16 protein-coding genes are annotated in these 19639 nt (G+C 71.6%); 6 read left to right on the plus strand and 10 right to left on the minus strand.

Annotated elements, in window-relative coordinates:
• Window positions 1-4: 4 nt before the first annotated feature.
• From ACWV17_RS04000 to ACWV17_RS04040, 9 genes are all read right to left on the minus strand, one after another.
• Window positions 5-961, minus strand: coding sequence for a potassium channel family protein (locus ACWV17_RS04000; RefSeq protein WP_455358481.1), 957 nt, complete (start codon window positions 959-961; stop codon window positions 5-7).
• Complete coding sequence (locus ACWV17_RS04005) at window positions 958-2286, minus strand: molybdopterin molybdotransferase MoeA (protein WP_455358482.1); 1329 nt, start codon at window positions 2284-2286, stop codon at window positions 958-960. The genes ACWV17_RS04000 and ACWV17_RS04005 overlap by 4 nt, the downstream gene beginning before the upstream one ends.
• Window positions 2283-3134, minus strand: a complete 852-nt coding sequence (locus ACWV17_RS04010; protein WP_455358483.1) for an NTP transferase domain-containing protein — start codon at window positions 3132-3134, stop codon at window positions 2283-2285. Before ACWV17_RS04010 ends, ACWV17_RS04005 begins: the two co-directional genes overlap by 4 nt.
• A gap of 50 nt (window positions 3135-3184) precedes the next feature.
• Entirely contained in the window at window positions 3185-3727 is a 543-nt protein-coding gene (locus ACWV17_RS04015; RefSeq protein ID WP_455352903.1) for a bacterial proteasome activator family protein, read from the minus strand.
• A gap of 97 nt (window positions 3728-3824) precedes the next feature.
• Complete coding sequence (locus ACWV17_RS04020; protein ID WP_455358484.1) at window positions 3825-6659, minus strand: FtsX-like permease family protein; 2835 nt, start codon at window positions 6657-6659, stop codon at window positions 3825-3827.
• On the minus strand, window positions 6656-7396 hold the full coding sequence (locus ACWV17_RS04025; protein ID WP_455358485.1) for an ABC transporter ATP-binding protein: 741 nt from the start codon (window positions 7394-7396) through the stop codon (window positions 6656-6658). Before ACWV17_RS04025 ends, ACWV17_RS04020 begins: the two co-directional genes overlap by 4 nt.
• 76 nt (window positions 7397-7472) lie before the next feature.
• Window positions 7473-8165 (minus strand): PadR family transcriptional regulator, encoded by a 693-nt coding sequence (locus tag ACWV17_RS04030; RefSeq protein WP_455358486.1) that lies wholly within the window; start codon window positions 8163-8165, stop codon window positions 7473-7475.
• Window positions 8166-8251: 86 nt separating this feature from the next.
• On the minus strand, window positions 8252-8695 hold the full coding sequence (locus ACWV17_RS04035) for a hypothetical protein (protein WP_455358487.1): 444 nt from the start codon (window positions 8693-8695) through the stop codon (window positions 8252-8254).
• A 171-nt stretch (window positions 8696-8866) separates the two neighbouring features.
• Complete coding sequence (locus tag ACWV17_RS04040) at window positions 8867-10525, minus strand: protein kinase domain-containing protein (protein ID WP_455358488.1); 1659 nt, start codon at window positions 10523-10525, stop codon at window positions 8867-8869.
• A gap of 315 nt (window positions 10526-10840) precedes the next feature.
• Here ACWV17_RS04040 and ACWV17_RS04045 point away from each other — a divergent pair, with 315 nt between their 5' ends.
• From ACWV17_RS04045 to ACWV17_RS04060, 4 genes are all read left to right on the plus strand, one after another.
• Window positions 10841-12430, plus strand: coding sequence for a protein kinase domain-containing protein (locus ACWV17_RS04045; RefSeq protein ID WP_455358489.1), 1590 nt, complete (start codon window positions 10841-10843; stop codon window positions 12428-12430).
• Between the two features lie 351 nt (window positions 12431-12781).
• A complete protein-coding gene (pdhA, locus tag ACWV17_RS04050) occupies window positions 12782-13951 on the plus strand; it encodes a pyruvate dehydrogenase (acetyl-transferring) E1 component subunit alpha (RefSeq protein WP_455358490.1) in 1170 nt (389 codons plus the stop codon).
• Window positions 13952-13954: 3 nt separating this feature from the next.
• On the plus strand, window positions 13955-14935 hold the full coding sequence (locus ACWV17_RS04055; protein WP_455358491.1) for an alpha-ketoacid dehydrogenase subunit beta: 981 nt from the start codon (window positions 13955-13957) through the stop codon (window positions 14933-14935).
• A gap of 10 nt (window positions 14936-14945) precedes the next feature.
• The gene (locus ACWV17_RS04060) at window positions 14946-16463 is read left to right on the plus strand and encodes a dihydrolipoamide acetyltransferase family protein (RefSeq protein ID WP_455356218.1); all 1518 of its coding nucleotides are present in this window, start codon (window positions 14946-14948) and stop codon (window positions 16461-16463) included.
• Window positions 16464-16547: 84 nt separating this feature from the next.
• Here ACWV17_RS04060 and ACWV17_RS04065 read toward each other — a convergent pair whose 3' ends face one another.
• Window positions 16548-17522 (minus strand): D-alanyl-D-alanine carboxypeptidase family protein, encoded by a 975-nt coding sequence (locus ACWV17_RS04065; RefSeq protein ID WP_455358492.1) that lies wholly within the window; start codon window positions 17520-17522, stop codon window positions 16548-16550.
• Window positions 17523-17689: 167 nt separating this feature from the next.
• On the opposite strand from ACWV17_RS04065, the gene ACWV17_RS04070 reads away from it, so the two are divergent.
• Complete coding sequence (locus ACWV17_RS04070) at window positions 17690-18331, plus strand: GntR family transcriptional regulator (RefSeq protein WP_455356216.1); 642 nt, start codon at window positions 17690-17692, stop codon at window positions 18329-18331.
• Window positions 18328-19626, plus strand: a complete 1299-nt coding sequence (locus ACWV17_RS04075) for an MFS transporter (RefSeq protein WP_455358493.1) — start codon at window positions 18328-18330, stop codon at window positions 19624-19626. The genes ACWV17_RS04070 and ACWV17_RS04075 overlap by 4 nt, the downstream gene beginning before the upstream one ends.
• Window positions 19627-19639 lie beyond the last annotated feature (13 nt).

A 19639-nucleotide genomic window follows, 5' to 3' on the forward strand; every position in this document is an offset into this window, starting at 1 on the left:
GAGGCTACTCCGGGCTCTGCGCCGGTGTGACGGGTGACGCTCGCACGACGGAGATCACACGGTCGGTGAGCTGCAGCGGGCTGGCGCTGGGGTCGTCGTACGCCAGCAGGCGGTGGCCGCGCAGCACACTCACCACCAGGTCTTCGGTCTCCCGGACGTTCTTACCCACCTCGGCCTTTATCACCGGGCGTTCGATGAGGTCGAGGCCGCTGCCCTGCTGAATCAGGTCCTCCATCACGGTGCCGGCGCTGGGGCTGAGCACGGACAGACCCAGCAGCCGGCCGGCCGCGCTGGCGCTGGTGATCACCGCGTCGGCGCCGGACTGGCGCAGCAGCGGTGCGTTCTCCTCCTCCCGCACCGCGGCGACGATCTTCGCGCCGCGGTTGAGCTGGCGCGCGGTCAGCGTAACCAGGACCGCGGTGTCGTCGCGCTGGGTCGCGATGATGACGACCTGTTCCTTCTTCAGCCCGGTCGCGCAGAGGGTCTGAAGCGCGGATCGGCCCTTGGTGCCGAAGCCGATGACGACGGTGTGTTCTCGCAACTGGGACCTCCAGCGATTCAGCCGGAACTCCTCCCGGGTGCGCTCGGTGAGGACCTCGAGAGTCGTGCCGACCAGGATGATCAGAAAGAGCACGCGCAGGGGTGTCACGAGCAGCACATTGGTGAGCCGGGCGCTGTCGCTGTGCGGGACGATGTCGCCGTAACCCGTGGTGGAGAGGGTGACGGTCGCGTAGTAGGCGGAGTCGAGGAAGTCGACCTTCTGGTCGGCGTTGTCGTGGTAGCCGTTGCGGTCGAGATAGACGATGAGGACCGTCAGGACAAGCACGCCCAGGGCAATCAGCAGCCGCTTGCCGACCTGGCGCAACGGTCGCTCGACGATGCGCTTGGGCATCTGCACCCGCCGGACGATCAGGCGCTCGTCGGCCTCTCGGGCCATCGCGTCGTGGCCGGGAAGTTTCACGTGAAACCTCCCGCGGCCCACGGCAGGCCGAGCCAGGGCAGATCGAGGATGTCCAGTTCCTGTCCACTGATCGCGCCACCGGGTGGTACGACGGCCAGCCCGTCCGCGGCGGCGATTCCGCGCAGCATGGCGGGCCCGTTGTAGTGCAGCGGTACGGCCTGCTCGGCGCGGTGGACGACCGGCACCAGCCGGGTGTCGTACGGATGGCCGTGTACGTCGCCGCGCACGGGCGCGGTGTACGAGGGCCGGGGGGCCAGGCCCGCCAGCCCCCGCAGCAGTGGCTCGGCCAGCGTCAGCAGTGCGGAGACCGCGGCGAGGGGGTTGCCGGGAAGGCCCACCAGGAACCTCGCCGGGGTGAGCCGGGCCAGCAGCATCGGGTGGCCCGGCCGCACGGCGACCCCGTCGACGAGCAGTTCCGCACCGGCCCGGCGCAGGACCGGGTGGACGTGGTCCAGGGGGCCCGCGGCGGTGCCGCCGGTGGTGATGACGAGGTCGGCGTCGGAGCTGGTCACCGCCTTGTGGAGCGCGTCGGCGTCGTCCCCGAGCCGGTGGGTGGCGATCACGTCGGCGCCGAGGGTGCTCAGCCAGGGGCCGGCCATGGGGCCGAGGGCGTCGCGGATGAGCCCGTCGTGCGGACGTCCGGCGGTCAGCAACTCATCGCCCAGGACGAGGATTTCGACCCGTGGACGGGGGACGGTGAGCAGCTCGTCGTAGCCGGCGGCCGCGGCGAGTCCCAGCACGGCCGGGGTCACCGGGGTGCCGGCGGGCAGGAGCAGGTCGCCGCTGTGACACTCCTGACCGCGGGGGCGGATGTCCTGCCCATGGACGACCTCGCGTTCCGCGTGCAGCCGGCCCTGGGTGTCCGTACGGGCGTGCTCGTTGCGGATCACGGCGGTGGCGTCGGCCGGCACCCGGGCGCCCGTCGCGATCCGGACGGCTTCACCGTCGGCGAGCGGTGCGGGCCGGTCCGCACCGGCGAGGATTCCGCCCTCCTGGACGGTCCACGGGCCCGGGCCGGCCACCGCCCAGCCGTCCATGGCCGAGGTGTCGAACGACGGCAGATCGGTGAGGGCTTCGAGCGGGCCGGCGAGCACGTCGCCGAGCGCGCCGTCGAGAGGGGTCCGCCGGGTACGGGCCGGCACGGCGCGGGCGGTGCGCGCCGCCAGGGCACGGGCCTCGGGCCAGCCGGTGGCGCGGTGGCGGGTGCCCGGACCGGAGGCGGGCATGGGCCCGGGGGTGGAGGCGGCGGCCGGTTCCGGGACGCGGCAGACCAGGGCCAGCGCGTCGTCGAACTCGCGGTCGTGGTCCCCGTGGGCGGTGGTCATCCTTCGTCGGCCCAACGGGCAGCGAGAGCCGCGGTTTTGCGTGCGGCCTCGGCCACCGCCTCGGCCACCGCCCCGGGACCGCCGCCGGCCGCCTCCGCCTTTGCCGCCGCGTACCCCACGAGGAACGTGGTCAGCGGGGCGGCGGGGCGGGCGACGCCGTGGGCGGCGTCACGGGCGACGTCGAGGAGGAGGGGGATGTCGACGTCGAGCTCGATACCGAGCTCGTCCTTGACTGCGGTGATCCATTCTTCCAGCACGTTCCCATGCTCCCTGATCTGGGCTCGGGCGGTGGCGATGTCGTCCCAGGTGTCGCAGTCGAAGGAGTCCGAAGGCCCCGCGGCGACCCGGGTCAGGTCCAGCTCGGCGGTGAGGAGTTTCAGCGGCAGCCCGGTGAGGCTGCCGTGTTCGGTGGCGAGCAGCGCGAGCTCACGCCGCAGCGGTTCGGCGCGGTACGCGGCGACCAGCGGCTGTTCGCGGCCCCCGGCGTCGGTGAGCAGTGCGCACTCCGGGCCGCTCTGCCCGAGGGCGGCCAGCAACTGCCGTACCGTCCGCTCCCGCAGGAACGGCAGATCGGCCGAGAGCACGAGCAGGCTCTCGGCCGAGGTCCGCCGTACTCCGGCGTCGAGGGCGGCCAGCGGGCCGCCGCCGGCCGGCTCCTCGCGGGTCCAGGTGACCGGCCGGGCGGTGGGCCGCCTGTTCCCGACGACGACGGTGACGCCGGCGTCGGGGCAGGCACTCAGCACCCGGTCGAGCAGCGACCGCCCGCCGACGCTCAGGCCCGGCTTGTCGGCACCACCGAGCCGCTTGGCCGCGCCTCCGGCGAGGACGATCGCGTCATACGCTGTCATGCCCCCGAGTATGGGCCTTGCAGATCTTCGAGGGAACGCCGATCCAGGGCCTACAGGTACGGGCCGGAGCGGATCGCTCCGTGGCCGCTCTCGTCATCGTCGTCGGGGTGCCCGCCCGCTCCCGGGGGCAGCGCGCGGCGCATCTGCTCCAACTGGGCCCGCGCGGCCATCTGCTGGGCGAACAGCGCCGTCTGGATCCCGTGGAAGAGACCCTCCAGCCAGCCGACCAACTGGGCCTGCGCGATACGCAGTTCCGCTTCCGAGGGGATCGCTTCGTCGGTGAAGGGCAGCGAGAGCCGCTCCAGCTCCTCGACCAGCTCGGGCGCGAGGCCATCCTCGAGCTCCTTGACCGAGCTCGCGTGGATGTCCTTGAGCCGGACCCGGCTCGCCTCGTCCAGAGGAGCCGCGCGGACTTCCTCCAGGAGCTGCTTGATCATGCTGCCGATGCGCATGACCTTTGCGGGCTGTTCGACCATCTCCGTCACTGGAACCTCGCGCGACTCGTCATCGGCGCCGCCGATCGCCATCCCGTCCTGTCCCACCACAAGGACCTGGGGGCTCTCCTGCGACCGTTCACTCCTCGGCATATCCATGCCGCCATTCTCTCGCACAGGGGCGTCACCCTTGGGTGTGCCCCCGTACAGAGGTGATCCACCCTGTACGGGGGCACTACGGGGGCACAGGGACGGTTCAGCCCGCCGCGCGCCTCGCCATCGCGCCCCTGGACCGGGTGACCAGCGCCGCGAGGAGCGCCGCGCCCACCGGGACCGCGATCAGCAGCGCCGCCAGGGTTTCCCAGGGGATGATGATCGGGACGTACGGCTTGAGGCCGCCGGGCTGCCAGCCCTGGTCCAGGGCTTCCTGGTACCACTCGAGCTGCTGACGCCGCTCGGTGAGCCGCAGCCCGATGGCGGGCAGCACGCCCGCCGCCGAGCCGAGGACGACGCCCATGGCGGCCACCACCCCGCACTGGAAACCGCTCAGGGTCCTGCGCACCCGCGGGGGCGCGCCGACCGCGGCGAGGGTCTTCAGGTCGGGCTCGGCGTCGGTCTGGGCCAGGCCGGTGGCGATACCGGCGGCGCCGATGGTGACCAGTCCGGCGAACACCGTCAGGGCGAGCAGCACGATGCTGTTGTCGCTGCTGTAGCCCTCTTCGATGTGCAGGCCGGCGTCGGTGCCGATCTGGTCGAGCGCGCCCGCGAGCCGCTGTTTCTGCTCGCTGCTCGGCTGCTGGTCCGTCGAGAAGTACGCACCGAAGGCGGTGGTGGTCAGCCCCGCCGACTTCGCCGCGGCCGGCGGAACGATCAGCTTCACGCCGTACGACCGGACCGATTCGGGGGCCAGGTGGACGGCGAACGACTTGACCTCGCCGGGTACCTCCTTGCCCTCCTCCGCCGCGCGGTCGGCCTTCTCCTGATCGGTGATCAGCCGGATCCCGATCCGGCCCCGGTCGACATGGCGCTTGTCGAAGGAGACCGCCCGGCCGTCCCGCAACGCCCGCTCCGCCGCGGGGTCGGCGATGGCGAGCGCCTTCAGCAGCTCTGGACCGGCGATCACCACATCCTGCTCGGCGTACTCCCCGCTCTCCTTGCAGCGCCAGTCGGCCGACAGCTTGCGGCGCTCCGGCACACTGAACTTCTCCGCGCCCTCGACACCCCACAGCGGGCACTGGTTGGCCTGGGGAGTGACGATCTCGTGCCGGCCGCAGCCCTTCTCGGTGCTGTACAGGGTGCAGTTGGGCTTGCCGACGAGGACCCGTTCCACATCGGCGCGCACATCGACGGGCAGGTTCTTCTGTACCGCGGCCCGCACGGCCGGCATATCGCGGCCGCCGCCGTCGGAGACGGACACCCGGACCGCGCCGTGCGGCAGCTCCGCCCGGTATTCGGCGCGATGCTGGACGTCCTGGCTGTCGGCGTACGTGGCCACGGCGACCGTACCGGCGACGGCCGCCAGTACCGCGGCCACAGCGGGGGCCGTACGGCCCCGGTTGCGTACGGCGTCACGCAGCGCCAGCCGCGGCGAGAGCGGCAGCCAGCGGCCGGTGCGGCCGAAGAGGCCGACCAGCGCCGGGGTGAGCGCGACGACGCCCAGTTCGGCGAGCGCGCTGCCGCCCGCGACGACGACGAAGCTCTCGCTGGCCATGGCGCCGTACAGCGTGATGGCCACGCCCAGGCCGGCCGCGATCAGGCCGATGACCGGCAGCACCCGGCTGGAGCGGCGCACGCCGCGGCGGCCGGTGAGCGAGGCCAGGACGGTCTGCCGGGAGGCGGTGATCGCCGGGACGATCGCGGCCAGCACACCGGTGAGGACGGCGAGGAAAGCGATGGCGAGCAGTTCGAGCGGCCGGACGTCGAAGCTGCCGAAGCGCTTGCCCATGAACCCCTCGAGCACCGGCTGCAGGGCGAAGGTGAGCAGCAGGCCGAGCACGGTTCCGGCGACCGCGGCGGCGACGCCGATGACCAGGCCGCCGGAGAGGACGATGGCGCGGATGTGGCGGCGGTCGCCGCCGTTGGCGCCGACCAGTCCCAGCTGGCGGCGGGAGCGGCGCGCGCCGACCGCGAAAGCGGGTCCGGCGAGCAGGCAGATCTCCAGCATGGCGAGGCCGACGACGGTGCCGACCGCCGCGAGGGTCGCGGCCTTGGCGGCGGTGCTCTCCTCGTAGGGGCTCCAGTCGTCCTGCTGGTAGAGCGGCACCTCGGAGTCGGCGGGCGGATCGAGGGCGACGGCCCGCGACTTCACCTCGATGCCCTTGGTGTTGGCCTCCTTGACCATGTTCCACGTGAAACCTTGGCCGCCGACGCCGACCAGATAGCTGGTGCTGCTGCCGGTGCCGGGCAGGCCCTCGGCGGCGAGGCCCTTGTCGAGCGGGGCCAGGAACGTCCCGGGGAGGGCGTTGAGTTCGTCGGCGGCGAGCTCGTCGGGAAGTTCGTACGCTCCGACGATCCGGAAGTCGGTGTCCAGGCCACGTGCCGTGACCTTGGAGCCGACATGCAGTCCGCTGGACTCCAGAAAGCGGGTGGTCGCGGCGACTTCGCCGGCCTTCGTGGGGAAGCGGCCGCGGTCGAGGACCATGATGCCCTGGGCCATCGGGTCGTTCGCGTCCAGCTCACGGATGCCGGTGCTGAGCAGCCCGTGCCTGGTACGGATCTTGCCGCTGCCGCTGGAGTCCTTGAGGTACGTGGCGCCGGGCGGGATCGCCGCCTTGATGTCCGTGCGGCCCTCGGGCGGCGGCTTGTCTTCGAAGTCCCCCACCGCCATGAAGCCGTTGCCCGCCGGCTCCTGGTAGATGGGCGCACCGCCCATGCCGGTGCCGGACAGCCGGGCGTCGGCGGCGCCGAGGGAGCGTTCCAGCTTCTGCTCGGTGGACAGTTCAGCACTGCGCAGCGTCAGATCGGCCGCGCTCACGCCGAGGATCGGCAGGGCGATCATGGCGAGGACGAGGGAGCTTCGCCCCTTGGAGCGCCAGGCGTCGCGACGGGCGATCCGCACGGCGGCCACCCACGAGTGGTACCAGGTTCTCACTGGCCGGCCGCCTGCCCCGAGAGCAGCGAGTCCGCCTGGCTGCGCAGTGTCTCATCGACGACGGCGCCGTCGCGCAGGAAGACCACCCGGTCCGCCCAGGCCGCAAAGCGCGGCTCGTGGGTGACCAGGATGCCGGCGGCGCCCGCGTCGCAGCGGGCCCGCAGCAGAGCGAGCACGGACTCGCCGGTCTCGGAGTCCAGAGCGCCGGTCGGCTCGTCGGCGAGGACCAGCCGGCGGTCGCCGACCAGGGCGCGGGCGATGGCGACGCGCTGCTGCTGGCCGCCTGACATCTCGTCGGGGAAGCGGTCGGCGAGGTCGGCCAGGCCCATCTCCTCCAGCGCCGCCACGGCGCCGACGCGGGCCTTGCGGGCGGAGATCCCGTCGAGTTCGCGGGGCAGGGCGACGTTCTCGGCGGCGGTCAGCGCCGGTATGAGGTTGTAGTCCTGGAAGACGTAACCGATGCTGCGCCGGCGCAGCGCGGCGAGTTCCTTGCGGTTCGCGGTGGTGATGTCCGTGCCCTCGACCACGACCCGCCCGGAGGTGGGGCTGTCGAGACCGCCCGCGATGGTGAGCAGGGTGGACTTGCCCGAGCCCGAGGGGCCCATGACGGCGACAAGTTCACCGGGGAAGACGGACAGATCGACGCCGCGCAGGGCGTGCACCTCGGTGGCGCCGCTGCCGTGGACCCGGGTCAGCTGCTGGAGTTGCAGCACGGGCTGTTGGTGCTGGTCGGGCATGGAAGGGTTCCCCCCTGGGAGCCGTGCGGGCACTGACGGGTGCCTGTACGTGGTGGATGGCCGGCCGCGCCGCGCTTCAGCGCCGCGCGGACCGGGTCGTGGTCGCGGATGCGGTGGCCGATGGGGTGGCCGATGGGGCCGATGCGGCCGACGGGGTGTCCGGTGCGGTGGCCGTACGCTCATCGGCTCCCCGCTCGGCCAGGACGGAGAGCCGGACGAGCCGGGACTCGGAGTGGTCGAGCCAGCGGGCCTCGGCCTCGGTCTGGAAGATCAGCTGCTCCAGCACGAGGAGCCAGGCCACGTCGTCACGCTCCCGATCGCCCCGGCCCCCGCCCCCTCCCCGGCCCCCGCTCTCGATCGCGGCGAGCGCCTGCGCCTTGAGCCGGGTGTAGTCCTGCATGGCCTTGATCGTGGCGTGGCGCTGCGCCTGGATGACGGCGCGGATGTCGACGCCCGGTGCTCCGACCGCCATCGCGAGCTTGATGGACAGCTCGTCGCGGGGCGGGCTCGTGCGGTCGACCGGCCGTTCGTACCAGCTGTGCAGTTCCTCACGCCCGGCGTCGGTGATCGCGTAGAGCGCGTGGCCCGCGTCGTCCTCGCCGCTGGGGAGGACCATGCCGTCGCGTTCGAGCCGGCCGAGGGTCGTGTAGACCTGGCCGACGTTCAGCGGCCAGGTGGCGCCGGTGCGTGATTCGAACTCGGTGCGCAGCTGGGAGCCGTAGCGGGGGCCGCGTTCGAGGAGGGCGAGCAGCCCGTGACGGATCGACATACTCAGTATGTATACCGGGTATGCGGGGGCTGACAAGCGTCTTGCGATGTACATCTCAAGGAGGACCGGCTCCGGAAGGCGGGCGGTCAGTCGCGGCGCAGCCGCACTCCCAGGAAGGCCAGACCCAGTCCGACCAGCGCGAGCCCCAGGCCGAGCGCCATCACATGGATCCCGGTCTCGGGGGATCCGGTCACCGACCGGCCCGGGCCGATCGCCGATACGCCGGACGGGCTACGCGTGGGAGTGGGGGTCGCAAGGGCCGCCGGCGGTGTGGCCGACGGCGTGGGCGGCGCGGCCGTAGGTGGGACGGGCGCCGGCACGGGAGCCGTGTCCTCGGCGGCCTCCAGCAGGCTGAACGACGGCGGCGCCACGGGCGTCCGCCCAGGCCGGACCCGGCCCTCGCCTGCCTTGCGTCCGGCGAGCTCGCCCGACCAGGTGTCGGCGCGCCGCTGCCCGGCGCCGGGCTCGGGATCGACGGCGTACGTGAGCGGCGCGGGTATGAGCGTTCCGGCCATGAGTACCAAGGCCACGCACCGCGAACGGAACTGTGGAGTCACGGGGTGCCCCCCTCCCGTACCGAGCCGCCGAGTATCGGACTCAGCGTCACACGGAAGGGCAATTCCGGCATCCCGGACGAAATCGCCGAAGAAGCCGCCCCGGGCCGCACCAGGTCGGACCGGGCCGCACCGGCCCGCTGCGCGTTACTCCGGGTTGCCCGTGGAGACGTCGAAGGTGAACTCGACGTCCTTCGGGTCGATGTCGGTGTTGGGTGCGGGGAACTGTTCCATCACCGCGCCCTCGCCGTAGACCGCCTCGTCCCTGTCCCGCTCGTTGTACGACCAGCCCGCAGCCTGGAGGCACTCCTTCACCGAGGCGATGTGCTTGAGCCGGAAGTCGGGCGCGCGCACCTTGTCCGGGTCGTCGTACGCCTCATCGGGCTCGGTGCACTCCTCCTTGTCGATCGTCTTGGTGTGATCCGGACCCTTGAACCCCGGCTTCTGCGACTGCGACGCGCTGGCGCCCGGGTTCGCGCCCGTCTCGTCCTTGGCGTCCTTGTCCAGGGCGATAGCCGTGATCAGGCCGCCGACCGCCAGCACCGCGACCGCGATCGCGCCCACGATGACCGGCATGTTCCGCTTGCTTCCACCGCCACCGCCGGCCGAACCGCCCTGCGCCGCCGGGGAGATCGTGTACGGCGGCGGGGTCGAGGCACCCTGCTGCGCGTACTGCCCGGGCCCGGGCGTGGGCACCGGCGCCGGGGTCGCGTAACCCTGCTGCGGGTAGCCGTACCCCGCCGAGGGCGACGGCATCGATGGCGACGGCATCGACGGTCCCGGCGTGTACGGACCCGGCTGGTACGGGGTCTGTACGCCGCTCGGCGGCATCTGCGCGCTGGTGTCGACCGGCGGGAACACCGCCGACCCCACCCCCGCACCACTCTGCGTCGGTCCGCCGGCCACGATCACCGGAGCGCCGGTCAGGCCGGCGCTCGCGATCCGCGCGCACTCGTCGCGCATGGCAGCGGCGGTGGGGAAACGTTCGTTCGGGTTCTTCTTCAGCGCCCGCGCGACCAGCGCGTCCATCGCCGGAGTGACCGACCGGTTCACCGTCGAGGGCGCGACCGGCTCCTCCTGCACATGCGCGTACGCGATCGCGAGCGGCGAGTCCGCGTCGAACGGCAGCCGTCCGGTGAGCAGCTGGAAGAGCATGATGCCGACCGAGTACAGGTCGGAGCGGGCATCCACCCCGCGCCCCAGCGCCTGTTCCGGGGAGAGGTACTGCGGGGTGCCGACGACCATGCCCGTCTGCGTCATCGAGGTGACACCGGACTGCATGGCCCGCGCGATACCGAAGTCCATGACCTTGACCACACCGCGCTTGGTCATCATCACGTTGCCCGGCTTGATGTCCCGGTGGACCAGGCCCATTTCGTGGCTGGTCTCCAGGGCGGCCAGCACATCGGCCGTCACCTTCAGGGCCTTGTCGGCGGGCATCGCGCCGTACTGCTGGATGTCCGACTGAAGGACCGAGCCGAGCGGCTGCCCCTCCACGTACTCCATGACGATGTACGGCATCAGCGAGCCACCGAGATCGTCCTCACCGGTGTCGAAGACCGAGACGATATTGGTGTGGGAGAGCTTGGCGACCGCCTGCGCCTCGCGCCGGAAGCGCTCACGGAACGACTGCTCGCGGCCCAGCTCGGTGTGCAGCGTCTTGATGGCCACCTGGCGGTCGAGCGCCGAGTCGTAGGCGAGGTACACCGAGGCCATGCCGCCCTCGCCGAGCAGGTCGCGGAGCTGGTACCGGCCGCCCGCGACCGAACCGCCCGCATAGCGGCCCTGTGCGCCGTCCTGGCTCATGACTGTGGTTCCCCCTCGGCCGCGGAAAGCCCCGTGCACACGAGTGCCCCGCGATGATCCGTACGTACGGCCCAAGTCTGCCCGGTGGCACCGACACGTCAAGCCGGGTGCCCGTTCCGTGACCGTACGCGCATCAAGCGTCTCGGAAGCGTTACAAGGGACTGCGCGGCACGCCCGCGGGTATCCGACGGCGGAGCGGAGAGCCCGTCCATCCCGGACCGGACGGCCGCGCGAAGCCTGTAGCGTGCACTACTGGAGCACTGTACCGACCACCGCGTACGCGCAGACGCGGACCAGAAATGACGGCGAGGACTGATGGCACCCGAACCCGAGGCAAACGGCGCCGGGATGGCAGATGCTCCTGAGCAGTGGGGCGCGGGCGGCTTGGTCGGCGACGGCCGTTACCGGCTGACCCACCGGCTCGGCCGGGGCGGTATGGCGGAGGTGTTCGCCGCCGAGGACGTCCGGCTGGGCCGCACCGTGGCCGTGAAGCTGCTGCGCGCCGACCTCGCCGAGGACCCGGTCTCCAAGGCCCGCTTCACGCGCGAGGCGCAGTCGGTCGCCGGCCTCAACCACCATGCGGTGGTGGCCGTGTACGACTCGGGCGAGGACAAGGTCGGTATCAACACCGTCCCTTACATCGTCATGGAGCTCGTCGAGGGCCGGACGATCCGGGACCTGCTGATGAGCGCCGAGGCGCCGGGCCCGGAGCAGGCGCTGATCATCGTCTCCGGGGTGCTCGAAGCCCTCGCGTACAGCCATCAGCACGGCATCGTGCACCGCGACATCAAGCCCGCGAACGTCATCATCACGCACGCCGGCGCGGTCAAGGTGATGGACTTCGGCATCGCGCGCGCCCTGCACGGCGCGCAGTCGACGATGACTCAGACCGGCATGGTCATGGGCACTCCGCAGTACCTCTCGCCCGAACAGGCGCTGGGCAAGGCCGTCGACCACCGCAGCGACCTGTACGCCACGGGCTGCCTGCTGTACGAACTCCTCGCGCTGCGGCCCCCGTTCATCGGCGAGACACCGCTCTCGGTCGTCTACCAGCACGTGCAGGACGCGCCCGTGCCGCCGTCCGACATGTCCGACGGGGTGCCGCCGGAACTCGACGGTCTGGTCATGCGTTCTCTGGCCAAGGACCCGGACGACCGGTTCCAGAGCGCCGAGGAGATGCGCGGGCTGGTCCAGTACGGCCTGCAGATGCTCCAGGAGCAGGGCAGCCACACCGGCACCTGGAACACCGGTCCCGTGGAGACGCACGTCGGCGGTGCCGCCGCGGCCGGCCTGGCCGGTGCGGCCGCGCTGCCGCACCCCGACCAGGGCATGACCTCGCAGTTCGGGCAGTCGATGCTGCGGCCGCGCAGTGCCGAGGACGGCGGCTTCGACGGTGGATACCGCGACGGCAACGGCGGTCGTGGCGGCCGCTGGAAGATGTGGCTGTTCGCCGCGCTCGCCGTGTTCGCGGGCGGCATCGTGTACGCGCTGGACCAGGGGAAGTCGAAGGGCGAGGAGAACCAGAAGGGCACGACGGTGACGGTGACCCCGTCCACCCCGAAGGAGAACACGCCGAGCGAGTCCCAGCCCTCCGAGGACGAGGAAGAGCAGCCGGAGACCTCGACGGGCGGTCATCAGAACGACGACTTCACCCCTGACCCGGACCCGACGAAGAGCGAGCCGAGCACGGACCCGACGCCCACCGAGACGGATTCGGAGTCGCCCGACCCGGGTACGGACACCGGTGGTTCGGTGGACGGTGGTACGGACGGCGGACCCAGTACCGACCCCTCTGACACGTCGACCACGACGGACGGGGGCACCGACTCAGCCGGTACGGACGGGGGCGCCGTCGACGGCGGTACCACCGAGGGCGGCGTCACCGAGGGCGGCGCCGCGCCGTGACCTCACCCAGCGTGCTGCGGCCGTAGCGCTGAGGGGGCGACACGCTCACCCCTTCCCAGCCGGAGTCGGCCGGGATAACGTGCCGTTGTTCCGGCCGCCTGCAAGGCTGTGACCAGTGGTTGTTCCCGACTTTCTCGATTTACTTGGAAATCCAAGCAAAATCGCAGGTCAAATGGGGTTTCGCAGTTATGCGAAGCACTGGGTAACGTGCATTTGCGCAGGGCTCGCCGGGGCACCTGTCACGCCTGTTCCCGGCCGAGTCGCACCCACCCCGTGCGCGGGTACGGATACAGGCGAGCCGCACTGGTTTCCCGGACAGACCCCGGGGGCCGGACCGACGGAGGAGCACACGTGACCGTGGAGAGCACTGCCGCGCGCAAGCCGCGACGCAGCGCCGGCACCAAGCGCGCCGCGAGCGCGAGCGCCAAGAAGGCGCCGCTGCCGCAGAGTGCCGAGCCCCAGCTCGTACAACTGCTGACGCCCGAGGGCGTCCGGGTCGAGCACCCGGAGTACGACATCGACCTCACCGCAGACGAGCTGCGCGGGCTCTACCGGGACATGGTCCTGACCCGCCGCTTCGACGCCGAGGCCACCGCCCTGCAGCGGCAGGGCGAGCTCGGCCTGTGGGCCTCGCTGCTCGGCCAGGAGGCCGCCCAGATCGGCTCCGGCCGCGCGCTGCGCGACGACGACTACGTCTTCCCGACCTACCGCGAGCACGGTGTCGCCTGGTGCCGCGGGGTCGACCCGACGAACCTGCTGGGCATGTTCCGCGGCGTGAACCACGGCGGCTGGGACCCGAGCACCAACAACTTCCACCTGTACACGATCGTGATCGGCTCGCAGACGCTGCACGCGACCGGGTATGCCATGGGTGTCGCCAAGGACGGCGCGGACTCCGCCGTCATCGCCTATTTCGGTGACGGCGCCTCCAGCCAGGGTGACGTCGCTGAATCGTTCACCTTCTCCGCGGTCTACAACGCCCCGGTCGTCTTCTTCTGCCAGAACAACCAGTGGGCGATCTCCGAGCCCACCGAGCGCCAGACCCGCGTGCCGCTCTACCAGCGCGCGCAGGGCTTCGGCTTCCCGGGCGTCCGGGTCGACGGCAACGACGTCCTCGCCTGCCTGGCCGTGACCCGGTCCGCGCTGGAGCGGGCCCGGCGCGGCGAGGGCCCGACGCTGGTCGAGGCGTTCACGTACCGCATGGGCGCGCACACCACCTCCGACGACCCGACCAAGTACCGGGCCGACGAGGAGCGCGAGGCGTGGGAGGCGAAGGACCCGATCCTGCGCCTGAAGACCTACCTCGCCGCCGAGGGGATCGCCGACGAGGCGTACTTCGCGGAGCTGGAGGCCGAGAGCGAGGCACTCGGCAAGCGGGTGCGCGAGGCGGTACGCGCCATGCCGAACCCGGACACCATGGCGATCTTCGAGAACGTCTACGCGGACGGGCACGCGCTCGTCGACGAGGAGCGCGCGCAGTTCGCCGCCTACCAGGCGTCGTTCGCCGAGGAGGGCAACTAAGCCATGGCCATCGAGAAGATGTCTCTCGCGAAGGCGCTCAACGAGTCGCTGCGCAAGGCCCTCGAAGACGACCCCAAGGTCCTGATCATGGGTGAGGACGTCGGCAAGCTCGGCGGCGTCTTCCGGATCACCGACGGACTGCAGAAGGACTTCGGCGAGGAGCGGGTCCTCGACACCCCGCTCGCCGAGTCCGGCATCGTCGGCACGGCGATCGGTCTCGCGCTGCGCGGCTACCGGCCCGTCGTGGAGATCCAGTTCGACGGCTTCGTCTTCCCCGCGTACGACCAGATCGTCACGCAGCTCGCGAAGATGCACGCCCGCGCGCTGGGCAAGATCAAGCTGCCGGTCGTCATCCGTATCCCGTACGCGGGCGGAATCGGCGCGGTCGAGCACCACTCGGAGTCGCCCGAGGCGCTGTTCGCGCACGTCGCCGGCCTCAAGGTCGTCTCGCCGTCCAACGCCGCCGACGGCTACTGGATGCTGCAGCAGGCCATCGCCGGCGACGACCCGGTGATCTTCTTCGAGCCGAAGCGGCGCTACTGGGACAAGGGCGAGGTGGACGTCGAGGCGATCCCCGGCCCGCTGCACAGCGCCCGTGTCGCGCAGGCCGGCTCCGACCTCACCCTCGCCGCGTACGGCCCGATGGTGAAGGTCTGCCTGGAGGCGGCCGCGGCCGCCGCCGAGGAGGGCAAGTCGGTCGAGGTCCTCGACCTCCGCTCCATGTCGCCCGTCGACTTCGACACGATCCAGGCCTCGGTCGAGAAGACCCGCAGGCTGGTCGTGGTGCACGAGGCACCGGTGTTCCTGGGTGTGGGCGCGGAGATCGCCGCCCGCATCACCGAGCGGTGCTTCTACCACCTGGAGGCCCCGGTGCTCCGGGTCGGCGGCTACCACGCCCCGTACCCGCCGGCCCGCCTGGAGGACGAGTACCTGCCGGGCCTGGACCGCGTGCTCGACGCCGTCGACCGCTCGCTGGCGTACTGAGGAGAGGGTCGTGACGACAATGACTGAGAGCGCCACCCGCTTCCGCGAGTTCAAGATGCCCGATGTGGGCGAGGGACTCACCGAGGCCGAGATCCTCAAGTGGTACGTCCAGCCGGGCGACACCGTCACGGACGGCCAGGTCGTCTGTGAGGTCGAGACCGCGAAGGCCGCGGTCGAGCTGCCGATTCCGTACGACGGTGTGGTGCACGAGCTGCGCTTCGGCGAGGGCACGACGGTCGACGTCGGCCAGGTGATCATCTCGGTGGACACGGACCCCTCGGCCGGGGAGGCGGGGCCGGAGCAGGCAGCCGCCGCTGCCGCGCCGGCCGCGGAGCCCGCCGCCGCGCCCGCCGAGGCCGAGCCGGAGGGCCGCCAGCCGGTGCTCGTCGGCTACGGCGTCTCCACCGCGTCGACAAAGCGCCGCCCGCGCAAGCCGGCCGCCCCGCAGGGCACGGCCGTCCCGGCGCAGCCGGCCGCCCCGGCCCCCGTAGAGGGCGGCGGTACGTACTACCCGCAGGCCGCCGCCGCTGCCGCGCTGCAGACCGAGCTGAACGGCCATGGCGGCAGGCCGGCGCTGGCCGGCACCGCCCCCGCCGGGGCCCGCCCGCTGGCCAAGCCGCCGGTGCGCAAGCTCGCGAAGGACCTGGGCATCGACCTCGCGGCCGTCGTACCGACGGGCGCGGACGGTGTGGTGACCCGGGACGACGTGCACGCCGCCGCGGCGGCCCTGACGCAGCCGGCCGCCGCACCGGTGGCCGAGCCGGTAGCCGAGGCGCCCGCTCCGGCGGCCGTGCCCGCCGTACCGGTGGCGGCGGACGCCCGTGAGACCCGTGTCCCGGTCAAGGGGGTCCGGAAGGCCACCGCGCAGGCGATGGTCGGCAGCGCGTTCACCGCGCCGCATGTCACGGAGTTCATCACCGTGGACGTGACGCGGACGATGAAGCTGGTGCAGGAGCTCAAACGGGCCCCCGAGCAGTACGACATGGCCGGCCTGCGAGTCAATCCGCTGCTGCTGATCGCCAAGGCGCTGCTCGTCGCGATCCGGCGCAACCCCGAGGTCAACGCGGCCTGGGACGAGGCGGCCCAGGAGATCGTGGTCAAGCACTACGTGAACCTCGGCATCGCGGCGGCCACGCCGCGCGGGCTGCTGGTGCCCAACATCAAGGACGCGCACGCCCAGACGCTGCCGCAGCTGGCGCAGTCGCTGGCCGAGCTGGTGTCCACGGCGCGGGACGGCAAGACGTCCCCGGCGGCGATGCAGGGCGGCACGGTGACCATCACCAACGTCGGTGTGTTCGGCGTGGACACCGGTACGCCGATCCTGAACCCGGGCGAGTCGGCGATCCTCGCGGTCGGCGCGATCAAGCTCCAGCCGTGGGTCCACAAGGGCAAGGTCAAGCCGCGTCAGGTGACCACCCTGGCGCTGTCCTTCGACCACCGCCTGGTCGACGGCGAGCTCGGCTCCAAGGTCCTGGCCGACATCGCGGCGGTCCTGGAGAACCCCAAGCGGCTCATCACCTGGGCCTGAGCGGGTCCGGGTGTCCCGGGGGTACGGACCGCGGTCCGTACCCCCGGGGCTGTTTCCGGGGCAGTATCGCGCTGCGCGTTCCGATCAGTCGCGCTGTGCGCCCTGGGGCAGTGAGCGCAGCGTCATGGTCGACGCCGTGGTGGAGCCGAAGCCGTAGTCCAGCAGCTTGCCCGCGTCCCGGTAGCGCTCGGTGACGTTGGTGCTGGCCAGGACGACTCCGACGAAGGTCCTGCTGCCGCGGGTGGCGGCGAAGACCAGGCAGGGGCCGGCCGCCGTGCCGGTGCCGGTCTTGATGCCGATGGCACCGCTGTAGGAGCCCAGCAGCTTGTTGGTGTTGTACCAGGTGTACGTGCGCGTGCCGCCGGTGCTGGTCCGGGCGGTACTCACGTGCTTCGGCGCTTTGACGACCGCGCGGAAGTTGGTGTTGGCAATGGCGAAGCGGGCGATCTTCGCCAGGTCGCGCGGCGTCGTGTAGTTGTTGCCGGTCGTCGAGATGCCGTCGAACGAGTCGAACCTGGTGTTCCGCAGGCCGAGATCGGCGGCCTTCTTGTTCATCTTGGCGATGAACGACTTGGTGCGTGCGGCGGTGGTGGTTCCGGTACCGAAGGCGTCGGCGAGGGCGTACGCGGCGTCGCAGCCGGAGGGCAGCATCGTCCCGTACAGCAGCTGGCGGACCGTCACCTTGTCGCCGGTGCGCAGGTCGGCGGTGCTCGCCCCGTTTCTCCTGACGTAGTCGCGGTACGCCTGCTTGACGGTGATCTTGCGGTTGAGGTCGACGCCGGGGGTGCTGACCACGACGGCGGCCGTCATGATCTTCGTCGTGCTCGCCATCTGGCGCCTGACGTCAGCGGTCTTGCCGTAGAGCACGGCGCCGGTGGACTGGTTCAGCAGGAACCCGCCCCTGGCGCTGATGGTCGGGACGGGGGCCGCGTGGGCGGACGAGACCAGGGGTGAGGCCGTCAGCAGCAGGCCGCCGGTGAGGACAACCGTGGCGGCTCTGCGCACGCGCGGGTGGCTGAGTGTCAAAGGAACGCTCCGGGGTTCGCGAACGCGTCGCATCGAGGGACCTGAGGGGTGAGGAGGGTCCTGATAGCAGACTCGTGAAGGCGCCGGATGGATGTACGTGCATCGGTGGATGTACGGGCGGTGAAGACCCGGCCCGACCTCTCGTCCTGAATGCTGGACGCGGCTTTCTGACGCACCTCTGTTGTATCTATCCTGTGCGCATGCCAGCCGCCGCTCCCGCCGCCGATCGCGTCTACGCCCACATCAAGCAGGCCGTCCTGGACCGCCGTTACGAGGGCGGCACCCTCCTCACCGAGGGCGAGCTCGCCGAGGCCGTAGGGGTGTCCCGCACGCCCGTGCGGGAGGCGCTGCTCAAGCTGGAGGTCGAAGGGCTGATCAAGCTCTATCCGAAGAAGGGCGCGCTCGTCCTGCCCGTCTCCGCGCAGGAGATCGCCGACGTCGTCGAGACCCGGCTGCTGGTCGAGGAGCACGCCGCCCGCAAGGCCGTACCCGCCCCGCCGCATCTGCTGGCCCGGCTCGAAGAGCTGCTGGAGCAGCAGAAGCGGCAGGCCGACGCCGGTGACCTGGCGGCCGTCGCGGTCACCGACCGCTGCTTCCATGCCGAGATCGTGCGCAGCGGCGGCAACGAGATCCTCTCCCGCCTCTACGACCAGCTGCGCGACCGGCAGCTGAGGATGGGCGTCGCCGTGATGCACTCCCACCCCGACCGGATCGCCAAGAACATCACCGAGCACAGCGAGATCCTCGAAGCGCTGCGCGCCGGCGACGCGGACGCGGCGGCCGCCCTCGTGCACCGCCACGTCGGCTGGTTCAGCAACCTGGCCCGGGGCGAGGTCCGATGAGCGCCGCCACGGTCGCAGTGCCCGGAGATCCACCCGGCGGCCGACGCGCCGCGGCGGTCTGGGGCATCGGCGTCGCCGTCTACTTCGTCGCCGTCATCTTCCGTACCAGCCTGGGTGTCGCCGGCCTCGACGCGGCCGACCGCTTCGACGTCAACGCCTCCGCGCTGTCGACCTTCTCGATCCTGCAGCTCCTCGTCTACGCGGGTATGCAGATACCCGTCGGCCTGATGGTCGACCGGCTCGGCACCAAGAAGGTCCTCACCCTCGGAGTCGTCCTCTTCACCGCCGGCCAGCTCGGCTTCGCGCTCTCCCCCTCGTACGGCATGGCGCTCGCCTCCCGGGCCCTGCTGGGCTGCGGCGACGCGATGACGTTCATCAGCGTGCTGCGGCTCGGCTCGCGCTGGTTCCCCGCCCGGCGCGGACCGCTCATCGGGCAGGTCGCCGCGCTCTTCGGGATGGCGGGCAACCTCGTCTCCACCCTGGTCATCTCCCGCACCCTGCACAGCCTCGGCTGGACGGCGACCTTCGCGGGCAGCGCGGTGGCAGGCCTCGTCGTCCTCGTCCTGCTGCTGCTCTTCCTGAAGGACCACCCCGAGGGCCATGAGCCGGCCCCCGCGCAGCGTGCCGGGCGGAGCTTTGTCCGCCGGCAGATCGCTGAGTCCTGGCGCGAACCCGGCACCCGGCTCGGCCTGTGGGTGCACTTCACGACCCAGTTCCCGGCGATGGTGTTCCTGCTGCTGTGGGGGATGCCGTTCCTGGTCGAGGCCCAGGGCCTGTCCCGGGCCGTCGCGGGTGAGCTGCTGACCCTGGTCGTGCTCTCGAACATGGTGCTGGGCCTGGTGTTCGGCCAGATCATCGCCCGCCACCACGCCGCCCGCGCCCCGCTCGCCCTCGGTACCGTCGCGGCGACCGCGCTGCTGTGGGCGACCACGCTCGCGTACCCCGGCGACGCGCCGGTCTGGCTGCTGATCACCCTGTGCACGGTGCTCGGCGCGTGCGGCCCCGCGTCGATGATCGGCTTCGACTTCGCCCGGCCCGCGAATCCGCCGGAGCGTCAGGGGACGGCCTCCGGAATCGTCAACATGGGTGGTTTCGTCGCCTCGATGACGACGCTGCTCGCGGTGGGCGTCCTGCTGGACGCCACCGGCGACGACTACCGGATCGCGTTCGCCTCGGTCTTCGTCCTCCAGGCGCTGGGCGTCACACAGATCCTGCGGCTGCGCCGCCGCACCGCCCGACGTGAACGCGAGCACCTGGTCGCCAGCCGCGTGGAGACGGTGCACGTCCCCGCGTGAGCGACGGCGGCCG

The sequence above is a fragment of the Streptomyces mabaensis genome (assembly GCF_053763515.1).

Coding starts and splice junctions, on each gene's coding strand:
- ACWV17_RS04005 (WP_455358482.1), bottom strand. CDS start 2,286: ATGACCACCGCCCACGGGGACCACGACCGCGAGTTCGACGACGCGCTG.
- ACWV17_RS04010 (WP_455358483.1), bottom strand. CDS start 3,134: ATGACAGCGTATGACGCGATCGTCCTCGCCGGAGGCGCGGCCAAGCGG.
- ACWV17_RS04015 (WP_455352903.1), bottom strand. CDS start 3,727: ATGGATATGCCGAGGAGTGAACGGTCGCAGGAGAGCCCCCAGGTCCTT.
- ACWV17_RS04025 (WP_455358485.1), bottom strand. CDS start 7,396: ATGCCCGACCAGCACCAACAGCCCGTGCTGCAACTCCAGCAGCTGACC.
- ACWV17_RS04030 (WP_455358486.1), bottom strand. CDS start 8,165: ATGTCGATCCGTCACGGGCTGCTCGCCCTCCTCGAACGCGGCCCCCGC.
- ACWV17_RS04040 (WP_455358488.1), bottom strand. CDS start 10,525: ATGAGCCAGGACGGCGCACAGGGCCGCTATGCGGGCGGTTCGGTCGCG.
- ACWV17_RS04045 (WP_455358489.1), top strand. CDS start 10,841: ATGGCACCCGAACCCGAGGCAAACGGCGCCGGGATGGCAGATGCTCCT.
- ACWV17_RS04055 (WP_455358491.1), top strand. CDS start 13,955: ATGGCCATCGAGAAGATGTCTCTCGCGAAGGCGCTCAACGAGTCGCTG.
- ACWV17_RS04065 (WP_455358492.1), bottom strand. CDS start 17,522: ATGCGACGCGTTCGCGAACCCCGGAGCGTTCCTTTGACACTCAGCCAC.
- ACWV17_RS04070 (WP_455356216.1), top strand. CDS start 17,690: ATGCCAGCCGCCGCTCCCGCCGCCGATCGCGTCTACGCCCACATCAAG.
- ACWV17_RS04075 (WP_455358493.1), top strand. CDS start 18,328: ATGAGCGCCGCCACGGTCGCAGTGCCCGGAGATCCACCCGGCGGCCGA.